The organism is Mycobacterium sp. P2_H7 (assembly GCF_056403275.1).
In genome coordinates, this window is record NZ_JBFUFU010000005.1 from 327508 (window position 1) to 348465 (window position 20958).

The following is a 20958-nucleotide window of genomic DNA, read 5'->3' on the forward strand; positions in this document are numbered from 1 at the left end:
ACCATCACCACTTCCGAGAGCGGCGAGCATCTCCGCGTCGCCGTGCTGTCGCCGATCGCCTGGCGGACCCCACCGCGGCACTACGGGCCATGGGAGCAGTTCGCGTCGTTGCTCACCGAGGGATTGGTGGCCGCCGGGCATCAGGTGACGTTGTTCGCGACAGCCGACTCGATCACCGCCGCGCAGTTGCACGCGACGGCTCCGACCGGCTGGTCGGAGGACACCACCATCGACGCCAAGGTCGCCGAATGCCTGCACATCGCGTCGGTCTTCGAACGTGCCGAGGAATTCGACATCATCCACAACGGATTCGACTTCCTGCCGCTCACCTACAGCAATCTGGTCCGTACGCCGGTCGTCACGACCATTCACGGGTTCTCGTCGGAAAAGATCGTCCCCGTCTACGAACGCTATGACAGCGCCGGCGCGTACGTGTCGATCAGTGATGCCGACCGGCATCCGGCACTGCACTATGCCGCCACCATTCACCACGGCATCGATATCGCCCAGTTCGCGGTGCACCCGAGCCCGGGTGAGCACTTGTTGTTCTTCGGCCGGATCCATCCGGACAAGGGCACCGCGCACGCCATCGAGGTGGCCCGCCGCTGTGGTCGCCGGCTCGACATCGCCGGAATCATCCAGGACGAGAACTATTTTCGTGATGCGGTGGCACCGCACCTCGACGGTGACCAGGTGCGCTACCTCGGTCCGGTGGACGCCGCCAGGCGTGCCGACGTCCTGGGCGGCGCGCATGCCCTGCTGCACCTGATCGACTTCGACGAGCCGTTCGGCTACAGCGTCGTCGAATCCATGGCCTGCGGCACGCCGGTGATCGCACACGACAGAGGGTCGATGGGCGAACTGATCGAACACGGCCATACCGGCTTCCTCGTCACCGACACCGATGCCGCGGTGGCGGCCGTCGCAGCGGCAGGCGGCCTCGACCGCCCCACCATTGCCGCCCACGCCTCGGCCCGCTTCTCGGTGCCGGCGATGGTCGACAAGTACGTCGACGTCTACCGTGATGTCATCGGCCGCTCGGCATGACCGAAGCGTGGTGGAAAACCGCTGTCGTGTATCAGATCTACCCCCGCAGCTTCGCCGATTCCAACGTTGACGGGATCGGTGATCTGGTCGGGATCATCGAACGGTTGGATCATCTGCACGCCCTCGGCGTCGATGTCCTCTGGTTGTCCCCGATCTACCGGTCACCGCAAGCCGACAACGGTTACGACATCAGCGATTACCGCGATGTCGACCCGTCGTTCGGCACCCTCGCCGACTTCGACGCGCTGATCGGCAAGGTGCATACCCTCGGGATGAGGCTGGTGATGGACCTGGTGGTCAATCACACCTCCGACGAGCACCCGTGGTTCCGGGAATCGCGGTCGGCGCGGGACAACCCCAAGCGGGATTGGTACATCTGGCGCGACGCGCGTGACGGTGGGGTACCGAACAACTGGCAGTCCTTCTTCTCCGGGCCGGCCTGGCAGTGGGACGCGGTCAGCGAGCAGTACTACCTGCACCTGTTCGACCGTAAGCAGCCCGACCTCAACTGGGCGAATCCGCAGGTACGAAAAGCTTTGCAGGACATGATGATGTGGTGGCTGGACCGCGGTGTGGACGGATTCCGGATGGACGTCATCAACTTCGTCTCCAAAGCGGACGGGCTGCCGGACGCCTTCGCCCCACACAATTTCGTTGCCGGGCCGCACGTACACGAATACTTGTCCGAGCTGACCGAGGCGGTCTTCGGCGGTCGCGCCGGCGACTTCCTCACCATCGGCGAAATGCCCGGCGTGACAACCGATGAGGCGCGGCTCTACACCGACCCGGCGCGGGGTGAGCTGGACATGGTGTTCCAGTTCGAGCACATGGCCGTCGACCAGAACCCGACGGACAAGTTCGACGATACCGGGCTCGACCTGGTTGCCCTGAAGCAGATCATGCACCGGTGGCAGGCCGCGCTGGCGGATACCGGGTGGAACAGCCTGTATTGGAACAACCATGACCAGCCGCGCGTCGTCAGCCGGTTCGGGGATGACCACCCCGATTACTGGGCCGCATCGGCCACGGCGCTGGCCACCGTGCTGCACGGGATGCGCGGTACCCCGTTCGTCTACCAAGGCGAAGAAATCGGAATGACCAACTACCCGTTCCGGTTTCCACAGGAGTACGCCGATATCGAATCGGTGAACTACCTCAAGGACCACGCCGACCCAGGACCCGGGTTGGCGAAGATGAGTCGCGACAACGCGCGCACCCCGATGCAATGGGATGCCGGACCCCACGCCGGCTTCACCTCCGGGGTGCCGTGGCTGCCGATCAACCCGAACCACGACTGGCTCAACGTCGCCGCGCAAACGGCCGCAACCGATTCGGTGCTCGCGCACTACCGCAGCCTCATCCGGCTCCGCCACGAACTGCGCGTATTGGTCGACGGTGACTTCACCCCACTGATGGACGACGACCCGCAGATCTGGGCGTACACCCGGGCCACCGTGGATCAGAAGCTGCTGGTGATAGCCAACTGCGGACGTACCCCACGGACGATCGATATCGGCCCCGCGTGGGCATCCGCTGAACTGCTGCTCGCCAACGTAGCCGGCACGCCGCCGAAGCTGACATCCACGGCAGTCGAGCTGTCGGCCTGGGATGCACGGATCTACGCCGTCGACGTCTGACAGGCGCGTGCTCGGGGTTCGGCGTACAGTCGAGGCATCAAGGGCGTTCGGGCGGGGCAACACCTCGTCGGGTTCACGCCTGCGTCTGCCACGAGTCAGATCAACCCGTTCTTACGAAGCGGGGAATCGGCATGCGCAGCAGGTGTCTCTGGTGACCTACTGCATCGGCGTCATGCTCACCGACGGGCTCATCTTCGCCGCTGATTCCCGCACCAATGCGGGCGTGGACAATGTCGCCAAGTTCTGCAAGATGACGGTGTTCGAGAACCCCGGAAACCGCGTCATCGTGCTGCTCAGCTCCGGCAATCTGGCCGGCACTCAGGCCGTCATCAGCATCTTGACCCAGCGCTGCGCCGACGGCGCGTCGGCCGGCAATCTGCACGGCGCCGCCACGATGTTCGATGTGGTCCGGCTGGTCTCGGATGCGATGCGCGAGACCGAGAACCGCGACGCGAAGTACCTGAACGGCAACGCGACCGGATTCAACGCGTCGTTCATCGTCGGCGGGCAGCTGGCCGGTGAACCGATGCGGCTGTTTCGCATCTACGCCGAAGGCAACTTCATCGAGGCCGGTGCGGACACGTTGTTCTTGCAGACCGGCGAGACCAAGTACGGCAAGCCGATCCTCGACCGCGTCCTCGCGCCGGACACCTCCCTGTCCGATGCCACGAAATGCGTTCTGGTGTCTTTCGATTCGACCATGCGTAGCAATCTGTCCGTGGGCATGCCGATCGACTTCATCAGCTACGAGCGGGACAGCCTGGTGGTGCGGCGGCGGCGTTTCGACGACGGAGACCCGTACTTCACGGCCGTCGGTGAGGCATGGGGTGAAGGCACCCGGGCGGTCTTCAGCAAGCTGCCCGAGCTTCGTTGGGAGTGAGTGGCGATGACGGAGTTCGTCCTGATCACCTGTGAGCACGGGGGAAACCGCATCCCTGCACCGTTTCGGGGATTGTTCCGCGCGCACCGGGCCCTGTTGCAGACACACCGCGGGTGGGATCCCGGCGCCTTGGCGGTGGCCGAGGCGTTGGCCACCGCGTACCAGGCGCCCCTGGTCGCCTCCACCACCAGTCGGCTACTCATCGATCTCAATCGTTCGATCGGTCATTCGCAGGTGTTCTCAACGGTGACCCGCGAGCTGCCCGCGGCGACCAAGGCGCAGATCATCGCCGAGCACTACCGACCGCACCGTGACGAAGTGGAACGCCTTGTCGAGCACGCCGTTTCCCGCGGGCAGCGGGTCATTCACGTTGCGTCGCACAGTTTCACCCCCGAACTGGACGGCGTGGTGCGCGCCGCGGACGTCGGTCTGCTCTACGATCCCCGCCGGCATCTGGAGGTCGAGACCAGCGCGCGGTGGAAGAAAACGTTGGCCTCCCGGAATCCGGCGTTGCGTGTGCGCCGCAACTACCCGTATGCCGGGAAGGCCGACGGGCTCACGTCGCATCTGCGGCAATGCTTCCCGCCCAACGTGTATGCCGGCATCGAAGTGGAAGTGAATCAGCGCTTCGTCCTCGCCGGCGGCCGGCCCTGGTCGGCGCTGCGCCGCGTGTTGATCGAATCCCTTTGCGAGAACCAAAGTCAGAGATAGCGAGACAATCATGAAAATCAACGTCGGTTTCGAGATGATCTTCGAGTGCCCCAAACCCACCCCGATGATCTTCAACCTCAACGTGCACTACACCCGCGTGTCGGATCTCATCGGCCGTGACGTCCTGATCGCTGACCCGCCGGTGCCGATGAAGGCCTACCGCGACGACTTCGGCAATTGGTGCACTCGCATCGTCGCCCCGACCGGGCGCACGGTGGTCAGCGCCGATGCGACCGTCTCCGACAGCGGTCTGCCCGACGTGCTGGTTCCCGCGGCACGTCAAATGGCGGTGGAGGATCTGCCCGACGAGACGTTGATCTTCCTGCTCGGCAGCCGCTACTGCGATACCGACCGGCTGTCCCAGACGGCCTGGGATCTGTTCGGGCAGACCCCCACCGGCTGGGACCGCGTGCAGGCGATCTGTGACTACGTCCACCGGCACATCACCTTCGACTACGAGCAGGCGGACAACACCCGCACCGCGTTGGAGGCGTTCAACGGACGGGTCGGGGTGTGCCGGGATTTCACGCATCTGGCCGTCACGTTCTGCCGGTGCATGAACATCCCGACCCGCTACTGCACCGGCTATCTGGGCGATATCGGAATGCCGCCGCCGTACGGTCCGATGGATTTCGCCGCCTGGTTCGAGGTGTTCCTCGACGGGCAGTGGCATACCTTCGATGCGCGCAACAACACGCCGCGCATCGGCCGGGTACTGATCGCCCGTGGCCGCGACGCCGCGGACGTTGCGCTCAGCAATGCGTTCGGCGCCAACACCTTGACGGGCTTTCGGGTGTGGACCGACGAGGTCGGCTGAGCTGTCTCACGGCAGCACAGGTTCGGGCTCATTGACGGCGCCGGGGCGAGCGAGCCACCGGCCGAATCGCTCGTAGCAGAAGATGGTGCACAGGTAGAAGATGGCGTCGGCCGCGAACCCGCCGACAACCCAGCCCAGCCACACGTTGCCGAGCAATACCGGTGCGGCGTAATACAACACCGGACGCAGGAAGACGCTGTCGAGCGCTTCGGCGGCGCCGAATTCGACGGTGATGCTGCGGACGGCAAGGAGATTGCTCATCGCCAGCTTGGCGCGCCGGCTGCCCGGGGGCAGGGTCGGCCAGCTCCACCGGACGGCATTGACGTAGGCGGGGATGTAATAGGACACCGCCGAGCCGACGGTCGCCACCACCGCCGCGACGGCCAGTGAGCCGGTGAGCGCGTAGGCGATCCAGGCCGACCCCAGTTCGCCGACCCAGCCCGCGAGTTCCAGGGGCAGGTAGCGGCGGGTCCACTCGATGGCCTTGGTCCGCCGGTCCCGCGGCATCGCGTCCCCTCCCCGTTCGGGCCCGATGACCGGGCCCGAACTGAGAGTCTCCGACGGGCGAGGGGGTGCCTAGAGTAGTCGGCTACCCGAACGTGATCAGAGCTGGATCTGACCGCCGTCGACGGGCAGTTCCGCACCGGTCATGAAGCTGCTCTGATCCGAGGCCAGGAACAGGACGGCCGAGGCGATTTCCTCGGGGCGTCCCAGTCGCTTCATCGGTACCTGCGCGGCCATCCCGTCGAGCAGGTCCTGCTTCTGGTCGGCGGGGGCCAGGCCGGTCAGTCCGGGGGTTTCGATCGGTCCGGGCACGATGGTGTTGACCCGGATGTTGCGGTCGGCCAGTTCGGCGGCCCAAGTGCGCCCGAGCGAGCGGATGGCCGCCTTGGAGGCGGCGTACAGCCCGAATGCCGGTACGCCTTCGGAGGCGGCGGTCGATCCGGCGAGCACGATCGAGGCACCGTCGTTGAGCAGCGGCAGCGTCTTCTGCACGGTGAACACGGTGCCGGCGACGTTGCGGTCGAAGTTGTCCCGGTAGTGCTCGATGGTCACGTCGGCGAGGGTGGCGAAGTCGCCGCCGCCGGCGTTGGCGAAGACGATGTCGAGGCCCTTTCCGTGTTTCTCGATGTCGGCGGCCAGGATGTCGAGTTCTTCGGGCTTGCTGATGTCGCTCTGGACACCGTGGGCGCCGATGGAGGCGGCGGCCTTATCGAGGCGGGCGCGGTCGCGTCCGGTGATGAAGACGTAGGCGCCTTCATCGGCGAGGCGCTTGGCGGTGGCCAGGCCGATGCCCGAGGTGCCGCCCGTGACCAGTGCTGTCTTGCCGTCGAGTTGTCCCATGATCGTTGTCCTGTCTGTGCTTGTGTGGTCCGCCCGCCACAACATAGGTGATACATCACCTATTCCGGTGCGTTGAGTACCGTCCACATTTTGGCGATGCGGTCATCGATGATCTCGGCGACATCGAAGCCCGACGCCACCGCGGTGCCGTCCGGGGTGTGCACCTCCCAGGCCAGGAATCCCAGGCCGCGGGTCTGGCGCACCGGGCCTGCCTTCACGAAGTGCAGCCCGGGCAGCTTTTCCTGCAGCTCAGCGGCCTTGGCGTCCAATTCTTCGTGGCCGGTGGCGACGCCCTCGTCGTCGATCCACTGCACGGCGGCCGCATAGGTTTCGGCGATGGCCGCGGCGCGACGCTGCGGGTCGCGCTGGTCGAACACGCTCAGCAGGTTGGCTTCCATCAGTCGGGTGATGACATCGCTCACGCGAGCTCCTCAGTTAGGTGATGTTTCACTCAACTCTAGCTCGGTGCGGGCGGCAGCGAGCTGTTGTGGTTGAGGTTCACATGAATATGTTCCAGCGCGGCGGTGAACGGGGCGAGCAGATTCTCGGGCAGGGGATCGAAGAAGAGGCGCCGCACCAGGTCGACGTGTCCCGGCGCGGCCTCGTTGATCGCCTCCCGCCCCGCAGCGGTCAGCACCACGTTGGTGGTGCGCCCGTCCTCGGCGCTGGGCCGGCGCTCGGTCAGTCCGCGATCCTCCATGCGGCGCAACTGATGTGACAGGCGACTGCGTTCCCAGCCGATCTGCGCGGCCAGATCGCTCACCCGCATGCCCTCGTCGCGGTTTCCGCTGAGTGCGACCAGCACGTCATAGTCGGCCAGCGACAAACCCGACTCCGCCTGCAGCTGGCGGTTCATCTCGTAGCTCATCCGCAGCTGCACGCGCATGTACGCGACCCAGGCCCGCTGCTGTTTGGGCGTCAGCCATTCCGGCTTCGGTGATGTGTCCCGCACTTTTCTTGGCGCCACGGTTGTGAGTATGCCGTGCCCGTCGTCGGTTGAACGTCCGAAACATTGCAGAAAACCGGCACACAGGGAATTGACGAGGGAGGATATTTGCCATGGCTGTGTCGTTTCGCCCAGTGCTCACGTCCGGTCTCGTCGCTGCCAGCGCCAGTGCCGTCCTGTTCAGCGCGGTGGTGACGCCGACGCCCGAGGCGCCCGTGGCCCGAATCGCGCCCATGGTGTCCTGCGCGCATGTCCAGTTGGCGGCTGCGGTCAAGCCGATGCCGCCGGGGATCGCCACGCTGACCCCGGCGCAGGTGCTCTCCGTTCACCAGACGCTGCGCACCGCCGCGGTCACGCCGAACCTGATCACCACCCCGGGGCTGATCAACCTCGCGACCGCCATCGACAACGCCTACAACGCGATCGAGCCGTGGGTGCGGTACGCGTTCGACCTGGTCGCCTACGCGGTGTCCTGGGTGCCCTACATCGGCTGGATCATCGACGACCAGATCCACGTGGTCTACAACTTCGTCGAAGCCCTGGTGAACAGCGGCGTCTTCAACGTCACCGACTGGATGCGCGGGGAAGGCAGCTTCGCCAAGAACCTGGCCGACTGGGTCGCCGATCTCGGCCTGTCCCTGGTGTGGCTGGCCATCGACGAAGCAGGGGCGTGGGTTCCGTTGCCGCCCATCAACTATCCGCCGCGCGCACCGTATTTCAACCTGCCCGAGGGCCTGTTCGGCGACGTCCTCGTCGACCTGTCCGCAGCGGTGGCCCGGATCTCCAACGGCATCTGGAACGTCTGGGAGCCCATCAAGAACGGCATCACCACCGGCGTCGAGTGGGTCAGTGGCGTGCTGGACCAGATCTCCCGGGTGCCGTTCGTCCCGCTGATCAACTTCGAGCTGACCGAAGGGTGGAAGCTGATCGCCACCGGCGGGGACCAGCTCACCGGCTTCGCCCACGACATGATCAACGCCGGCAACCAGTTCGTCCACGACACGGTCAGGGGCGGTGGGCTGATCACCGCGACGGTCAATGCCCTCAACACCACGGTCGCGTCCATCAAGAAGCGGCTCAGCGCGTCGGCCAAGGCTTTCGCGGACTGGGGTCGGGCGCAGGTCGACTTCGTCGTCGACCGTCTGACGCCTGGTGCCGCTCGGGTCCCGGCTGTGACGAAGGCGAAGGCCGACGTCGCCGAGGCTCCGGTGAAGACGGCGAAGGCGCCCACCCCGGTGAAGCCCGACGACGACACGCCCGCCGCCGAAACGCCGAAAGCCCAGACATCGGACAAGGCCGAGCAGCCCGCGCCGAAGAAGGTTCGCAAGCCGTGGCACCGGACGCCCAAGGTCAAGAAGGCGGCGGCGCCCGTCATCGACAAGGTTGACCCCGACTCTGAGGTGGCATCCGGGTCCGCCGAAACGCCCACCAAAGCCGATGAGCCCGCCCCCAAGAAGTTGCGCAAACCATGGCAGCGGACACCCAAGGTCTAGAAGGCGCGGCCGATCGAGGAGAAGCAGCCGGGGCACTCGAGTCTGGATAGCGATATCGCATGCGATATCGCTATCCGCGGCCAGGGGGGCGCGATCAGGCGGCGACGGTGGGTAGTCAGCGATAGAAACCTGTGAGCTTCCTGTCAGCTGCGGAGCGAAAGTGCAGTTGACAGGCAAAGGTTTGACGAGCTAGGTATATTACGCACGATAGCGCAGCTGTAATGCCGACGAGCTCCCCACGGGCCGGGGCCTGATCGGAGTATCGATGTCTTCCACGACCACGGGACGATCCAAGATCGCGCGCCTCATCCGGGTGCTGTCGGTACCGATCGTCATCGGCTGGATCCTGCTCAACGTCGCCACCAACGTGCTCGTCCCGTCGCTGGAAAAGGTCGGCGAGGCGCATACCGTCGGGCTGAGCTCTCAGAATGCGCCGGCCATGATCTCGATGAAGCGCATCGGCTCGAACTTCCAGGAGTTCGACTCCGACAGCAACGCGATGATCGTGCTGGAGGGCGATCAACCGCTCGGGGCCGACGCGCACCACTACTACGACGGCTTGATCGCCGATTTCCGTGCCGACCCGGCTCATGTCGAGCATGTGGCCGACTTCTGGGGTGACCCCCTGACCGCGGCCGGTGCGCAGAGTGAGGACGGCAAGGCCGCCTACGTCCAGCTGTACCTGAAGGGCAATCAGGGCGAGACGATCGCCAACGACTCGGTTGCCGCGGTGCGTGACATCATCGCCAAGAACCCGCCGCCGCCCGGTCTGCAGGTATTCGTCACCGGCGGTGCTCCGCTGATCTCCGATCAGCACCACGCCGGCGACAAGAGCATCGCCCTGGTCACGATGATCACCCTCGGCGTGATCGCGCTGATGCTGCTGATCGTCTACCGCTCCGTCGTGACGATGATCCTGACGCTGCTCATGGTGTTCATGGAGCTGGGCGCCGCCCGTGGCGTGGTCGCCTTCCTGGCCAACGCCGACATCATCGGGCTCTCGACCTTCGCCGTGAACCTGCTGACGTTGTTGGTGATCGCCGCGGGGACGGACTATGCGATCTTCGCGATCGGCCGCTATCAGGAAGCCCGCGGCGCCGGCGACGAGCGGGAGACCGCGTACTACACGATGTTCGGTGGCACCGCGCACGTGGTGCTCGGGTCGGGTCTGACGATCGCCGGCGCCATGCTGTGCCTGTCGTTCACCCGGTTGCCGTACTTCCAGACCATGGGTGTGCCATGTGCCATCGGCACGTTCGTGGCCGTCGTCGCGGCGCTGACACTGGGGCCCGCGGTCATCACCATCGGCAGCCGGTTCGGGCTTTTCGATCCCAAGCGCGCCATCAAGTCCCGCGGCTGGCGGCGCGTCGGCATCACCGTGGTGCGCTGGCCCGGCCCGGTCCTGGTGGCAACCCTGGCGCTGGCGCTGATCGGGTTGGTCACCCTGCCCGGCTATAAGACCAACTACGACGCCCGCAAGTACCTGCCGACCGATATCAGCGCCAACGTCGGATACGCGGCGGCGGAGCGGCATTTCAGCGCCGCCCGGATGAATCCCGATCTGCTGATGGTCGAGAGCGACCACGACCTACGCAACTCGGCGGACTTCCTGGTGATCAACAAGATCGCCAAGGCCATACTCGCGGTGCCCGGTATCGGCAAGGTGCAGACCATCACCCGGCCCAACGGCAAGCCGATCGAGCACACCACCATTCCGTTCATGCTCGGCCAGCAGGGCGCGACGCAGAAGATGAACGAGAAGTACCAGCAGGACAATTTCGCCCAGATGCTCCAGCAGGCCGACGACATGCAGAAGAACGTCGAGACCATGGAGAAGATGTCGTCGGTCACCGAGCAGATGGCTGCCACGATGCATTCGATGGTGCAGCGCACCACGGACATGACCATCGACATCGCCGAATTGCGGGACCACATCGCCGATTTCGACGACTTCCTGCGGCCGATCCGCAACTACCTTTACTGGGAACCGCACTGCTTCGACATCCCGGCCTGCCAGTCGATCCGGGCGGTGTTCGACGCCCTGGACGGCATCGACACCATGACCGACGACATCCAGCAATTGCTGCCCGACCTCAAGCACATGGACACCTTGCTGCCGCAAATGGTGGTGCTCATGCCCGAGAACATCCGGGTCATGAAGAACATGCGCAACCAGATGCTGACCATGTACCAGACCCAGAAGGGCATCCAGGATCAGCAGTCGGCCGCGGGCGATCAGAACAATGCGATGGGGCAGGCCTTCGACGACGCGCTGAACGACGACACCTTCTACCTGCCGCCGGAAGCCTTCAACAACAAGGACTTCAAGCGCGGGATGAGCAACTTCATCTCACCGGACGGCAAGTCCGTGCGGTTCATCATCAGTCACGACGTGGATCCGGCCACCCCCGAAGGTATTTCGAATGTGGAGCCGGTCAAGCAGGCCGCGCGCGAAGCCATCAAGGGCACGCCGCTGGAAGGCTCGAAGATCTTCCTGTCCGGGACCGCGGCCACCTATAAGGACATGCACGACGGCGCGTTCTACGACCTGCTGATCGCCGGGATCGCCGCGGCCTCACTGATTTTCATGATCATGCTGCTGATCACCCGGTCGTTGGTGGCCGCCGCGGTCATCGTCGGCACCGTGCTGCTGTCGCTCGGTGCGTCGTTCGGCATGTCAGTTCTGTTGTGGCAGCACATCCTTGGGCTGGAACTGCACTGGATGGTGCTGCCCATGGCGGTGATCCTGCTGCTGGCCGTGGGCTCGGATTACAACCTGTTGCTGGTGTCGCGGTTCAAGGAGGAGCTCGATGGTGGGCTCAAGACCGGGATCATCCGCGCGATGGCGGGCACCGGGTCGGTGGTCACCTCGGCGGGCATGGTGTTCGCCGCGACCATGGCGACGTTCGCGTTCAGCGATCTGAAGGTGATGGCGCAGGTCGGTACGACAATCGCGCTGGGCTTGTTGTTCGACACGCTGGTGGTGCGGTCGTTCATGACGCCGGCCATCGCGGCGCTGCTGGGCAAGTGGTTCTGGTGGCCGAAGATCGTGCGGCCGGCGCATTCGGACCGGCGGCTGGCGGCGGCGGGGGTCGAGCCGGTCGAGGCCCGGTAAGCCGGGGCCGTGCGGCCCCGGCCGTCCCGTGACTACGGGCTGGAGCTGATGGTGACGTGCGGGGTGACCTGCGGGACCTGATCTTCGGACAGGCCGATGCAGGCACCGCTGTCGGCGCCGGTGCAGGGGATGCCGTCGATCTCGGGCATGTCCGGGTTGGCGGCGGTGGTGGTGAAGCCCGACGAATTCGGCGAGTTCGGCACCATGAACGGCGTGCACTGGGTGGTGTACTGGTCTTCTTCTTCACCGCTGCTACAGGCCGCATTCGCGGTCGCCGGATTCAGGGTGATCAGTGCGGCCGGGGCGCCGAGGGCAGCCAGGGCGAAAGCGGCGGCCAGCGCGCGCTTGGTGAGGTCGGACATGGGGGAGGCTCCTCGTTCTTTGATTGTCGTCCGAATTGTACGGCTGAGTCACAGAAGTCACACGGGGAACTGACGGGGTGGGCGATGGCTGCATGATGGGGGTATGAAGCTGCGCGTTGTCGTCGGTCTGATCCTGACTCTGTTGATGCTGTTTCCCGGGGTGGCATCGGCCTCGGTGGCGGCGCCCGCCGGCGACGCGGTGTCCATCGGTGACCCCGATGCGCTGGGGCAGATCGACCTCTATGTGGATCCGCTGTGCCCCTACAGCGGGAAGATGGTTCGCGCGCAGGGCGCGGAGATCGGCCGGCGGATCGAGGATGGGTCGCTGCGGGTGAACCTGCGGTTCGTGAATTTCCTTGAGAAGTATTCGGCTTCAGGCACTTACGACTTCCGTGCGATTGGTTCGGCGTTTGTGGTGGCCGGGCAATCCGGGTCCAGCTCGGTGGTCTGGGCGTTCGTGGAGAAGATCTTTTCCGCCGAGAACCAGCCGCATGAGGGCGGTTCTTCGGACCTTTCCAACGATCAGCTGGCTGAGTTGGCGGCTTCGGCGGGGGCGCCTTCGCCGGCGGTGGATCTCATTCGGGCTGGGGTGTTCCTGGGGTATGACCCTGCGTCGATCGCGGCGTCGAACCTGGCCGTGCTGCACACGTTCCCGGAGCCCGGGGTGCCGACGGTGGTGATCAACGGGGAGCCGCTGGATGGGGAGTCGGACTGGTTGGCGCGGTTGCCGGGGTAGGGGTTTGGCTGGGCTCTGCCCGTCAGTTGCCTACGAGCAGAAGTCGCAGGAATCCATTTTGACGGGGGGCGGGTTGTCGCCGTCCCAGATGTCGGACGGCAGCTCGCCTTTGTAGGGAACGTTGCCGGCCGAGTGCTGGACGAAGTACCACGTGTGGCAGATATTCATGTCCCATTGGTAGGCAACGCCGGGTCCTGATGACATGTCGTAGCGGGAGTAGGTCATGGCATTGCCGGGGCACCAGGTATGCGGCGGTAGGGGTCCAGCCTGGGCAGGAGCTGCCAGCGCCACACCGCCGGTGGCCAACGCGACGGCTGTCAGTGCTGCGATTCGTCGGTTCATGTTCTGACCTTTCCTTGGTTGGTGACCACAGCGTGCGCCGGACAGCTTGGGGGATTCTTGGGTCGGCGCCGTATCGCGAGTCGTACCCGCGGTCGGGGTGCGCAGTCATTTCGCTTGCACGGAGATCCTCGATTACCAGCCGTTAAGCCTGAGGCCTTAAACTGCGGGCTGACCATGACGGTGGCCTGGACTGCGCCGCTCTCACGCCGCATCCACCGAGGACACCTTGATGGCGATCGACCATGTCCCTACGTACCTGCATCTCAGTAGTGAGGACGTCGAGGCAATCGCCGACGAACTCGACGCGATCCGTCGGGATGTCGAGGAGTCGTTGGGGGCGAAGGACGCGGCTTACATCCGGCGGGTGATCTATTTTCAGCGGGCATTGGATATCTCGGCGCGGCTGCTGATCGCCGGCTCACGGTCGAAGGCCGGATGGTTGGCGGGTACGTGCGCGTTGGCCTACGCGAAGTCGATCGAGAACATGGAGCTCGGCCACAACATCTCCCACGGCCAGTGGGATTGGATGAACGATCCCGAAATCCACTCCAATACGTGGGAGTGGGACATGGTGGGGCATTCGGCGCAGTGGCGGTATTCGCACAACTACCGGCATCACGTGTACAGCAATGTCCTCGGTATGGATGAGGACATCGGCTACCGGCTGCTGCGGGTGACCGAGGACCAGCCGTGGCGCTGGTGGTATCTGGCCACCCCGCTACGAAACCTGGTGTTGGCGTCGATGTTCGAGTGGGGCATCGCCCTGCACGGCCTGCACTCGGAGCGTCTGCGGCACGACTCGTCGGACGCTGTTGCTGTCGAGAAGCGGAAGTTCTTCGGTAAGGCCGCCCATCAGTTGGCCAAGGACTACGTATTCCTGCCGGCGCTGAGCCTGCGCCGGTGGCGGCGGACCTTCGCGGCCAACCTGGCGGCGAATACGCTCCGCAATCTGTGGGTGTACGTGAACATCATCTGCGGGCATATCCCGGGCGGTGCCGAGACGTTCGATCCGGTGGTGGTCAAGGACGAGACGCGCGGCGAGTGGTACTTGCGGCAGATGCTTGGGACGGCGAACTTCCGCGCGAGCCGGCCGCTGGCGATCTCGGGTGGGCACCTGTGCTACCAGATCGAGCACCACCTATTTCCTGACCTGCCGAGTAGGCGCCTGCCGGAAATCAGTGTCCGCGTGCGGGCCTTGTGCGAGAAGTACGACCTGCCGTACAACACGGGAACGCTTGCACTGCAATTCTTCCGGACGCAACGAATCATTCACGGGTTGGCGGTCCCGGATGAGTTCCCACCTGTTGGTCGGCGCAGCTAGGGCTCAGCCTTGCGTCATCCGACGTATCTCGAGGCACACTGACGGGTGTCAGCGGCTCGAGATGGAGGCATGACCAGTGCTCAACCCCACCGTCACACCCGTACCGGGCAAGCCGAACCTGCTGTTGGGCACCTACGACCTCGCCGATGTGGGCTATCGCGTCGAGGAGTTCTTCGTCTCGGGCACGGCGACCAGTTTCGCCGGGCCGACGGAGACGGCCGACTACACCACGCGCATCGCGTCCCTGATGCCGACGGACCCGGGCCGGTTCAGCGGCACCGTCGTCGTCGAATGGCTCAACGTCAGCGGCGGTATCGACGCGCCGGCGGTGTGGTTCATGGCCCATCGGGAGGTGATCCGCGCGGGCCACGGGTACGTCGTGGTGTCGGCCCAGCGGGTGGGCGTCGAAGGCGGCGACAGCCTCGGCATGGACTTGTCGCTGAAAACGCAGAATGCCGAACGCTATTCGGCGCTGCACCACCCTGGCGACGCGTTCTCGTTCGACATGTACTCTCACGCCGGCCGGTTGGTGCGGCAGCGGTCGAGTGTGCTGCTCGGCGGGGCGGAACCGAAAACGGTGCTGGCGGTCGGGGAGTCGCAGTCGGCCGCGTTTCTCACGACCTACATCAATGCCGTCGACCGGTCTGCGGCGGTGTACGACGGGTTCCTGGTGCATTCGCGATTCGGCGGCGCCGCGTCGCTGGACGGCGGATCGTTCCTGGGCGAGTCCGACGAACCCGTGCCGTTCATCCGGCAACTTCGCGTTTCGGTGCTGACGGTGATCACCGAGACCGATCTGGTCGGCAAGGTGCGGTCGGGGTATCACGCGGCCCGCCAGCCGGACACAGAGCTGTTGCGTACCTGGGAGATTCCCGGCACCGCCCATGCGGACAACTACACCAACAAGGTGGGTTTCATCGACTCGGGACTGGCCCCGCTGGACGCTCTGGTAGCGGGGTATGCGCCGACGAATTCGTTGATGGGCAAGGATCTTCCGTACTTCATCAACTTCGGTCCCCAGCACCACTATGTCCTACAGGCGGCGCTCGCGCGGCTCGTCGAGTGGGTCGCCGGTGGCGAGGCGCCGCCCAGCGCACCGCCCCTCGATCTCAGCGACGACGCAGTGCCGAGGCTTGTGTGCGATGTCCATGGGCTGGCGACGGGCGGGGTGCGCACCCCGTGGGTGGACGTACCCGTGGCGTGGACCTCGGGGCTGGCCGACGCGGAGGACGTGATGGGACTGCTGTTCGGGTGCGGGGAGCCGTTCGCCGCGGAGAAGCTGGCGGCCCTGTATCCGGGTGGAGCCGACGAGTACCTTCGCCGATTCGGTGCGTCGCTGGACACCGCGATCGGTGCGGGGTTCCTGCTCGCCGCCGACCGCCAGGAGATCCTGGCGCTCGCGGCGGCCGTCTACGCCCGCCAGGCCGGCTGAGGTCACGCCCTGCTGCTGGCCACCGGCGGAACCTGGGGCGCCTGCAGGGTGTAGTAGCCGTAGTCGGTGGTGTTGTAGGTGCCGAGCAGCTTGTTCGCGGCGTCGTAGACCTTGCAGATCTGGTCGCGGTCATTGCCGCGGCGCGCGGTGGAGTAGACGCCGCGCACCGCTCCGGTGGCGTACAGCTCGGGGTGCTGTTCGCAGGTGGGCTGGATGGAGGTGGCGGTGTGCAGCGGCTTGGCCTCGGCGGCGGTGCTCATGGCCAGAGCGCCGGCGAGGGCGCCCGCGGTCAGGGCGGAGGCGGCGAGAGTGCGGATGGTGGCGTTCATGGTGGCTCCCTGCGGTTGGGCGCGGTCCGTGTGTGCCGCGTTCATAGGTAGGAGCGACGGGGCCGCAGGTTCGTGACACTTTTTTCGCGATTGCCTTCTGCGCCGGCGAATGAGTACGCGACTACTCGGGCCCAGTTGTGGTCGCGATGGTCTGATCGTTCCCAACACGGTTCTGGCGGTAGGGGATGGGAGCACGATGAACAGAGCACTCGCGTGGGCAGCGCCTACGGGCTCGACGGTCCCGGTCGAATCGGTGCTGTCGTGTGTGGTCTACAGCGCCGCGACCGGCGAGATCCAGCACACCCACATCGTCGTCACCCTCGAAGGCGGACGGACCCCCAACGAGGACGCGATGGCCAAGGAGGCCGTGCAGTCCTACATTCGGTCGGTGGCCGGCGCCGACCCGGATCTGCATGTGCTGCACGTGACGGCGGACGCGCTGGATCCGAGTGTCGGATACCGGGTTGACCATGCGTCGGGGAGGCTGGTGCCGAAGTACGGGGCGTGATCGGCACGGGCTCCCGACGCGGTGTGGTGCGCCAGCTCTACTCACTTGACCGGCGAGGACGAGCGAAGCGCAGACATCGCCACTGGCGGGTGCGGCCGTAGGGCGAGATTATTTCCTGGTCGGCTCGTCGCGATTTCCGGCCGTTCAAGCTCTCGGCTGCGGGCTGACCATGACGGTGGCCCGGACTGCGCCGCTCTCACGCCGCATCCACCGAGGACACCTTGATGGCGATCGACCATGTCCCTACGTACCTGCATCTCAGCAGTGAGGACGTGGAGGCAATCGCCGACGAACTCGACACGATCCGCCGGGACGTCGAGGAGTCGCTGGGGGCGAAGGACGCGGCTTACATCCGGCGGGTGATCTATTTTCAGCGGGCATTGGATATCTCGGCGCGGCTGTTGATCGCCGGCAGCCGGTCCAAGAAGGGCTGGCTGCTGGGTACGGGCGCGCTGGCGTACGCGAAGTCGATCGAGAACATGGAGCTCGGCCACAACATCTCCCCGAAATCCACTCCAACACCTGGGAGTGGGACATGGTGGGGCATTCGGCGCAGTGGCGGTATTCGCACAACTACCGGCATCACGTGTACAGCAATGTGCTCGGTATGGATGAGGACATCGGCTACCGGCTGCTGCGGGTGACCGAGGACCAGCCGTGGCGCTGGGTCCACCTGGCGACGCCGCTGCGAAACCTGGTGCTGGCGTCGATGTTCGAGTGGGGCATCGCCCTGCACGGCCTGCACTCGGAGCGTCTGCGGCACGACTCGTCGGACGCTGTTGCTGTCGAGAAGCGGAAGTTCTTCGGTAAGGCCGCCCGCCAGTTGGCCAAGGACTACGTGTTCCTGCCCGCGCTGAGCCTGCGCCGGTGGCGCCGGACCTTCGCGGCCAACCTCACCGCGAACACGCTCCGCAATCTGTGGGTGTACGTGAACATCATCTGCGGGCATATCCCGGGCGGTGCCGAGACGTTCGATCCGGTGGTGGTCAAGGATGAGACTCGCGGCGAGTGGTATCTGCGGCAGATGCTTGGGACGGCGAACTTCCGCGCGAGTCGGCCGCTGGCGATCTCGGGTGGTCATCTGTGCTACCAGATCGAGCACCACCTGTTCCCTGACCTGCCGAGCAACCGCCTCCCGGAGATCAGTGTTCGGGTGCGGGAGCTGTGCGAGAAGTACGACCTGCCGTACAACTCAGCTTCCCTTCCGCGCCAGCTCTTCCGGACGCAGCGGCTTATTCAAAGGTTGGCAATTCCGGACTCGGTGGTGAGCGTTGGGCGGGGTCGTCGCCAGGAGGACTCGCGACTTGACTTTTCGACGATGCGTCGGGAGGCCGGAACCGCCTCCCACTCCAGCGCAGGCCGTCTGCGGAACAACGCCGCGTGTGGACTTCAGCACGGTCAGGGCCGACGGATCCTCATTGTCGAATTGGGGTGGTGGTGACCGCATAATGGAGTGCCGACTCTGCTGTTTGACAGAAAGGAACTCCGACCGGTTGGCGCGGTTGCCAAGGTAGGGACTGGTCTTCGATGTTCGTGCGCCCAGACGTACTCGTGGTCACGGTGCGCAGACACGAGCCGACCCCAGTCTGATCGTCAGCCCGCAGATAGAAATTCTTCAAATCGCTCAGCGAGACGTTCCTTCGATGGGCGGTCGATTGGTCGTGCGGGCAGAGCCAGCAGACGACCGTCCATCTCCTGGAGTCCATGTCTCAGCATGGGGCCATCGATTTCCTGCATGACCTCACTGTTGATGCTGACGACATAGTTGGGTGAGATTCCGAGGAGATTTGCATCGTAGGCCGCGTGGTGGATTTTGCAGAGACTCAAGCCGTTTTGGACAACGGGCAGCCCGTGTGGCTTGTTGTCACCGATAATATGCGCAGCATCCAACAGTTTTCCGTGTCTCAAAGTGCAGACTGCGCAACGTTGTTCGTAGGCAATCAGAACTCTGCCTCGGAACTCGGGTTGATGGAGCCTCAGCTTTGCGACACGTTCGGCATACTCACGTTCGTCAGGCTTCAGGTGGAGCGGATCTGCCAAGAACCGGAGGCTCTCGTCTAGAGCGAGTATGAACTGACGGCTCGCGATGTCATCGGCGACAACATACACCGGGAAGATCGGTACGAAGACCGCAGTTTTTATCTTGCGTAGAAGAATTATCGGCAAGCCGAGCTCATAGGCCCGCCGGAGTTTACGGTTACTGCCGTCAGTGCTGCCGACTCGGTAGTCATAGGCGAGTAACGCGTCCCCGATGGCGCTATCGTCGTAGGGACCGTCGGGGCTGGATACCACCGAGAGGGTCGCGTTGAGGTCATTCGGGTTCCAGATTCCTCCGCTTTGATCGATTACTCGGCGAACTTCGCCTGTGCTTAGTTGGAGCGCTTCTAAATCGGCTCTAGTTGCGACACCGCGTTCGGCGCGTATCTCAGCGAGCCGCTCAAAGATCATCCTTCGAAGCTGCAGCTCGACCTCGCTCTCCATGCCGTGAGTGTGCCATGGCTCGTTGCCTTATTGGAGTAGGCCGACTCGCTCGGTCTACACATGTACCCGGCTCAGTTACACAGAATGCGACGAGCGGTCGGGTGTAGTGCTTTGTGCCCCTTCGGATTAAGGTGCGGCGTAGTCGAGAGTACCGACCGTCATGTTGGTCGCGGTACGTCCGCCGGCGGTTGCGATCTCGCGGCCGATGCCGAAGTCCGCGATCAGGATTCGCCTCGGCCTGGCCCCGGTGGTGAGCACGATGTTGGCCGGTTTCACGTCGCGGTGCTGCAGGCCGCGTTGGTGCGCGAAATCCAGCGCGTCGGCGATGGCCGCGCCGATGTCGGCGACGTCGGCGGCGGGGAGTCCGCGTGGATGATCGGCCAGCAGTCATGCGACGTCGGAACCGGCGACGAAGCCCATCGAAATCCAGAACCGGCCGTCGCACTCGCCGCGGTCGTGGACGCCAACAATATGGAGATGCCACAGAACGGCGGTGAAATCGGCTTCGCGGCGGAAGCGTTTTGCCGAAGCCGGCGTTGTCGATGAACGCGGCCGGCCGGCTCTTGACTGCGCCGCGTCTCGCCAGCCGTGGATGCCCGGCGAGCTAGAGCTCGCCCATTCCGCCCGCGCCCAGCAGCCGCACGATGCGGTAGCCGGCGAACAGATCGCCTTCGGTGAGCACGGCGGAATCCTAAACTCACTCCAGTACGGCCGTCCGCCGCAACCCGGCATTGAATGTCCTCGTGAGGGGTGAAGTCTACAACTCCGAAGCACGGCGGGAACTCCTGTGCCGCCTCGAAATTAGATGCACAACGTTGTTTGCTAGCTACGACAGCTATTCGGTTGGAAGCGTGAACTGGAAACAACAAGTGTGCGTGCGGACTGCGGCAGCGCGCGCTACTGGGCAATACCGGCATACTTTGCTTCTGGTCTGGGCAAATTCTGATGCGGCTGCAGCCGTGCAATCGGCGGCAAACGATAACCCTTCTGCGGACTGTCCTCTGTTCGGGTGAATGCGGAATTTCGCAACCAGATAACGTGAAGTTTGCGCCGTACTGTTATAAATTCCCGCAGCGGGCTCGCAGCGTTTTGACATCTCGGCGACGGAGGACAGCAATGACGGTGGCAGTCGGAGGAGTGCCCTCCTGCATGCGTACGCAGCGTGCATTCGGTGATGTCCGTGCGTGAGGCGCCGAAGGTAGTGAGCCTGGCAACCGCATTGGCGGCACTAGCAGTTCCGGCAGGTGCAAAGCCGATCATCGACGAACCGGCAGATGCCGGGCCGGCGGGGATCGCGTCGCCAGACACCGACGCGATCCGGGCTGAGGCGGAGGTGAGGTTCCTCGGTGATGCGGAGTTGATGGCGTTCACTGTGCATCAGAGCAGCGAGGGAATGATGTTCCCGCAGCACAGTTCACACTCTTCGCATTCGTCGCACGCCTCCCATGCTTCGCATG

Annotated in this window: 21 protein-coding genes and 2 pseudogenes; 14 read left to right on the plus strand and 9 right to left on the minus strand. The window is 64.7% G+C overall.

All coding sequences use genetic code 11. The features are described from left to right. Window positions 1–42 precede the first annotated feature (42 nt). The 5 genes from AC1DY7_RS07465 to AC1DY7_RS07485 all read left to right on the plus strand — a co-directional run bounded on the left by AC1DY7_RS07465 (window position 43) and on the right by AC1DY7_RS07485 (window position 5092). Entirely contained in the window at window positions 43–1047 is a 1005-nt protein-coding gene (locus AC1DY7_RS07465; protein WP_477493013.1) for a glycosyltransferase family 4 protein, read from the plus strand. Beyond that, window positions 1044–2684, plus strand: coding sequence for an alpha-glucosidase (locus tag AC1DY7_RS07470; protein WP_477493014.1), 1641 nt, complete (start codon window positions 1044–1046; stop codon window positions 2682–2684). The genes AC1DY7_RS07465 and AC1DY7_RS07470 overlap by 4 nt, the downstream gene beginning before the upstream one ends. Window positions 2685–2835: 151 nt before the next feature. Further along, entirely contained in the window at window positions 2836–3564 is a 729-nt protein-coding gene (locus tag AC1DY7_RS07475) for a proteasome-type protease (RefSeq protein ID WP_477493015.1), read from the plus strand. Between the two features lie 6 nt (window positions 3565–3570). Continuing rightward, the gene (locus tag AC1DY7_RS07480) at window positions 3571–4275 is read left to right on the plus strand and encodes an N-formylglutamate amidohydrolase (protein WP_477493016.1); all 705 of its coding nucleotides are present in this window, start codon (window positions 3571–3573) and stop codon (window positions 4273–4275) included. A 10-nt stretch (window positions 4276–4285) separates the two neighbouring features. Then, window positions 4286–5092: a transglutaminase-like domain-containing protein gene (locus AC1DY7_RS07485; RefSeq protein WP_477493017.1), complete on the plus strand. Its 807-nt coding sequence runs from the start codon at window positions 4286–4288 to the stop codon at window positions 5090–5092. A 6-nt stretch (window positions 5093–5098) separates the two neighbouring features. Here the strand turns inward: AC1DY7_RS07485 and AC1DY7_RS07490 are convergent, their stop codons facing one another. The 4 genes from AC1DY7_RS07490 to AC1DY7_RS07505 all read right to left on the minus strand — a co-directional run bounded on the left by AC1DY7_RS07490 (window position 5099) and on the right by AC1DY7_RS07505 (window position 7403). Further along, window positions 5099–5599: a hypothetical protein gene (locus tag AC1DY7_RS07490; protein WP_477493018.1), complete on the minus strand. Its 501-nt coding sequence runs from the start codon at window positions 5597–5599 to the stop codon at window positions 5099–5101. A gap of 96 nt (window positions 5600–5695) precedes the next feature. After that, window positions 5696–6436, minus strand: coding sequence for an SDR family NAD(P)-dependent oxidoreductase (locus tag AC1DY7_RS07495; protein ID WP_477493019.1), 741 nt, complete (start codon window positions 6434–6436; stop codon window positions 5696–5698). A 59-nt stretch (window positions 6437–6495) separates the two neighbouring features. Continuing rightward, window positions 6496–6858, minus strand: a complete 363-nt coding sequence (locus AC1DY7_RS07500) for a nuclear transport factor 2 family protein (protein WP_477493020.1) — start codon at window positions 6856–6858, stop codon at window positions 6496–6498. Between the two features lie 35 nt (window positions 6859–6893). Further along, window positions 6894–7403 carry a MarR family winged helix-turn-helix transcriptional regulator gene (locus AC1DY7_RS07505; protein ID WP_477493021.1) on the minus strand — a complete coding sequence of 170 codons (510 nt, stop codon included), beginning with the start codon at window positions 7401–7403 and terminating at the stop codon, window positions 6894–6896. A gap of 92 nt (window positions 7404–7495) precedes the next feature. On the opposite strand from AC1DY7_RS07505, the gene AC1DY7_RS07510 reads away from it, so the two are divergent. Further along, on the plus strand, window positions 7496–8875 hold the full coding sequence (locus AC1DY7_RS07510) for a phage tail family protein (protein ID WP_477493022.1): 1380 nt from the start codon (window positions 7496–7498) through the stop codon (window positions 8873–8875). A gap of 265 nt (window positions 8876–9140) precedes the next feature. Continuing rightward, window positions 9141–11990 (plus strand): MMPL/RND family transporter, encoded by a 2850-nt coding sequence (locus AC1DY7_RS07515; RefSeq protein WP_477493023.1) that lies wholly within the window; start codon window positions 9141–9143, stop codon window positions 11988–11990. Window positions 11991–12022: 32 nt separating this feature from the next. Here AC1DY7_RS07515 and AC1DY7_RS07520 read toward each other — a convergent pair whose 3' ends face one another. Then, window positions 12023–12352, minus strand: a complete 330-nt coding sequence (locus tag AC1DY7_RS07520) for a hypothetical protein (RefSeq protein ID WP_477493024.1) — start codon at window positions 12350–12352, stop codon at window positions 12023–12025. Between the two features lie 103 nt (window positions 12353–12455). Between AC1DY7_RS07520 and AC1DY7_RS07525 the strand changes: the two genes are divergently transcribed. Next, the gene (locus AC1DY7_RS07525; RefSeq protein ID WP_477493025.1) at window positions 12456–13088 is read left to right on the plus strand and encodes a DsbA family protein; all 633 of its coding nucleotides are present in this window, start codon (window positions 12456–12458) and stop codon (window positions 13086–13088) included. Window positions 13089–13118: 30 nt separating this feature from the next. On the opposite strand, the gene AC1DY7_RS07530 is transcribed toward AC1DY7_RS07525, so the two are convergent. After that, window positions 13119–13430, minus strand: coding sequence for a hypothetical protein (locus tag AC1DY7_RS07530; RefSeq protein ID WP_477493026.1), 312 nt, complete (start codon window positions 13428–13430; stop codon window positions 13119–13121). Between the two features lie 229 nt (window positions 13431–13659). Between AC1DY7_RS07530 and AC1DY7_RS07535 the strand changes: the two genes are divergently transcribed. Together AC1DY7_RS07535 and AC1DY7_RS07540 are read left to right on the plus strand one after the other, a co-directional pair. Then, the gene (locus tag AC1DY7_RS07535; RefSeq protein ID WP_477493027.1) at window positions 13660–14751 is read left to right on the plus strand and encodes a fatty acid desaturase family protein; all 1092 of its coding nucleotides are present in this window, start codon (window positions 13660–13662) and stop codon (window positions 14749–14751) included. Window positions 14752–14827: 76 nt separating this feature from the next. Further along, window positions 14828–16183, plus strand: a complete 1356-nt coding sequence (locus tag AC1DY7_RS07540; RefSeq protein WP_477493028.1) for an alpha/beta hydrolase domain-containing protein — start codon at window positions 14828–14830, stop codon at window positions 16181–16183. Window positions 16184–16185: 2 nt separating this feature from the next. Here AC1DY7_RS07540 and AC1DY7_RS07545 read toward each other — a convergent pair whose 3' ends face one another. Further along, window positions 16186–16512 (minus strand): hypothetical protein, encoded by a 327-nt coding sequence (locus AC1DY7_RS07545; RefSeq protein ID WP_477493029.1) that lies wholly within the window; start codon window positions 16510–16512, stop codon window positions 16186–16188. 196 nt (window positions 16513–16708) lie between these two features. Here AC1DY7_RS07545 and AC1DY7_RS07550 point away from each other — a divergent pair, with 196 nt between their 5' ends. Both AC1DY7_RS07550 and AC1DY7_RS07555 read left to right on the plus strand, forming a co-directional pair. After that, window positions 16709–17020: a hypothetical protein gene (locus tag AC1DY7_RS07550; RefSeq protein WP_477493030.1), complete on the plus strand. Its 312-nt coding sequence runs from the start codon at window positions 16709–16711 to the stop codon at window positions 17018–17020. Between the two features lie 224 nt (window positions 17021–17244). Beyond that, window positions 17245–18461: pseudogene (locus AC1DY7_RS07555) on the plus strand (fatty acid desaturase family protein). 152 nt (window positions 18462–18613) lie between these two features. Here the strand turns inward: AC1DY7_RS07555 and AC1DY7_RS07560 are convergent. Beyond that, window positions 18614–19501 (minus strand): HNH endonuclease, encoded by an 888-nt coding sequence (locus tag AC1DY7_RS07560; RefSeq protein ID WP_477493031.1) that lies wholly within the window; start codon window positions 19499–19501, stop codon window positions 18614–18616. A gap of 126 nt (window positions 19502–19627) precedes the next feature. Next, window positions 19628–19888 carry a protein kinase domain-containing protein gene (locus AC1DY7_RS07565; protein WP_477493233.1) on the minus strand — a complete coding sequence of 87 codons (261 nt, stop codon included), beginning with the start codon at window positions 19886–19888 and terminating at the stop codon, window positions 19628–19630. Between AC1DY7_RS07565 and AC1DY7_RS07570 the strand changes: the two genes are divergently transcribed. Next, a complete protein-coding gene (locus AC1DY7_RS07570; RefSeq protein ID WP_477493032.1) occupies window positions 19784–20047 on the plus strand; it encodes a hypothetical protein in 264 nt (87 codons plus the stop codon). The two genes, AC1DY7_RS07565 and AC1DY7_RS07570, sit on opposite strands and share 105 nt — an antisense overlap. Before the next feature lie 628 nt (window positions 20048–20675). Beyond that, a pseudogene (gene hxsA2 / locus AC1DY7_RS07575) lies at window positions 20676–20957 on the plus strand (His-Xaa-Ser repeat protein HxsA2); the annotation flags it as partial. Window position 20958 lies beyond the last annotated feature (1 nt).

What these genes read in the sequence shown, in the direction of transcription:
- AC1DY7_RS07470 (WP_477493014.1), top strand. Translation starts at nt 1,044, where the DNA reads ATGACCGAAGCGTGGTGGAAAACCGCTGTCGTGTATCAGATCTACCCC.
- AC1DY7_RS07480 (WP_477493016.1), top strand. Translation starts at nt 3,571, where the DNA reads ATGACGGAGTTCGTCCTGATCACCTGTGAGCACGGGGGAAACCGCATC.
- AC1DY7_RS07485 (WP_477493017.1), top strand. Translation starts at nt 4,286, where the DNA reads ATGAAAATCAACGTCGGTTTCGAGATGATCTTCGAGTGCCCCAAACCC.
- AC1DY7_RS07490 (WP_477493018.1), bottom strand. Translation starts at nt 5,599, where the DNA reads ATGCCGCGGGACCGGCGGACCAAGGCCATCGAGTGGACCCGCCGCTAC.
- AC1DY7_RS07495 (WP_477493019.1), bottom strand. Translation starts at nt 6,436, where the DNA reads ATGGGACAACTCGACGGCAAGACAGCACTGGTCACGGGCGGCACCTCG.
- AC1DY7_RS07510 (WP_477493022.1), top strand. Translation starts at nt 7,496, where the DNA reads ATGGCTGTGTCGTTTCGCCCAGTGCTCACGTCCGGTCTCGTCGCTGCC.
- AC1DY7_RS07515 (WP_477493023.1), top strand. Translation starts at nt 9,141, where the DNA reads ATGTCTTCCACGACCACGGGACGATCCAAGATCGCGCGCCTCATCCGG.
- AC1DY7_RS07520 (WP_477493024.1), bottom strand. Translation starts at nt 12,352, where the DNA reads ATGTCCGACCTCACCAAGCGCGCGCTGGCCGCCGCTTTCGCCCTGGCT.
- AC1DY7_RS07525 (WP_477493025.1), top strand. Translation starts at nt 12,456, where the DNA reads ATGAAGCTGCGCGTTGTCGTCGGTCTGATCCTGACTCTGTTGATGCTG.
- AC1DY7_RS07530 (WP_477493026.1), bottom strand. Translation starts at nt 13,430, where the DNA reads ATGAACCGACGAATCGCAGCACTGACAGCCGTCGCGTTGGCCACCGGC.
- AC1DY7_RS07535 (WP_477493027.1), top strand. Translation starts at nt 13,660, where the DNA reads ATGGCGATCGACCATGTCCCTACGTACCTGCATCTCAGTAGTGAGGAC.
- AC1DY7_RS07545 (WP_477493029.1), bottom strand. Translation starts at nt 16,512, where the DNA reads ATGAACGCCACCATCCGCACTCTCGCCGCCTCCGCCCTGACCGCGGGC.
- AC1DY7_RS07550 (WP_477493030.1), top strand. Translation starts at nt 16,709, where the DNA reads ATGAACAGAGCACTCGCGTGGGCAGCGCCTACGGGCTCGACGGTCCCG.
- AC1DY7_RS07560 (WP_477493031.1), bottom strand. Translation starts at nt 19,501, where the DNA reads ATGGAGAGCGAGGTCGAGCTGCAGCTTCGAAGGATGATCTTTGAGCGG.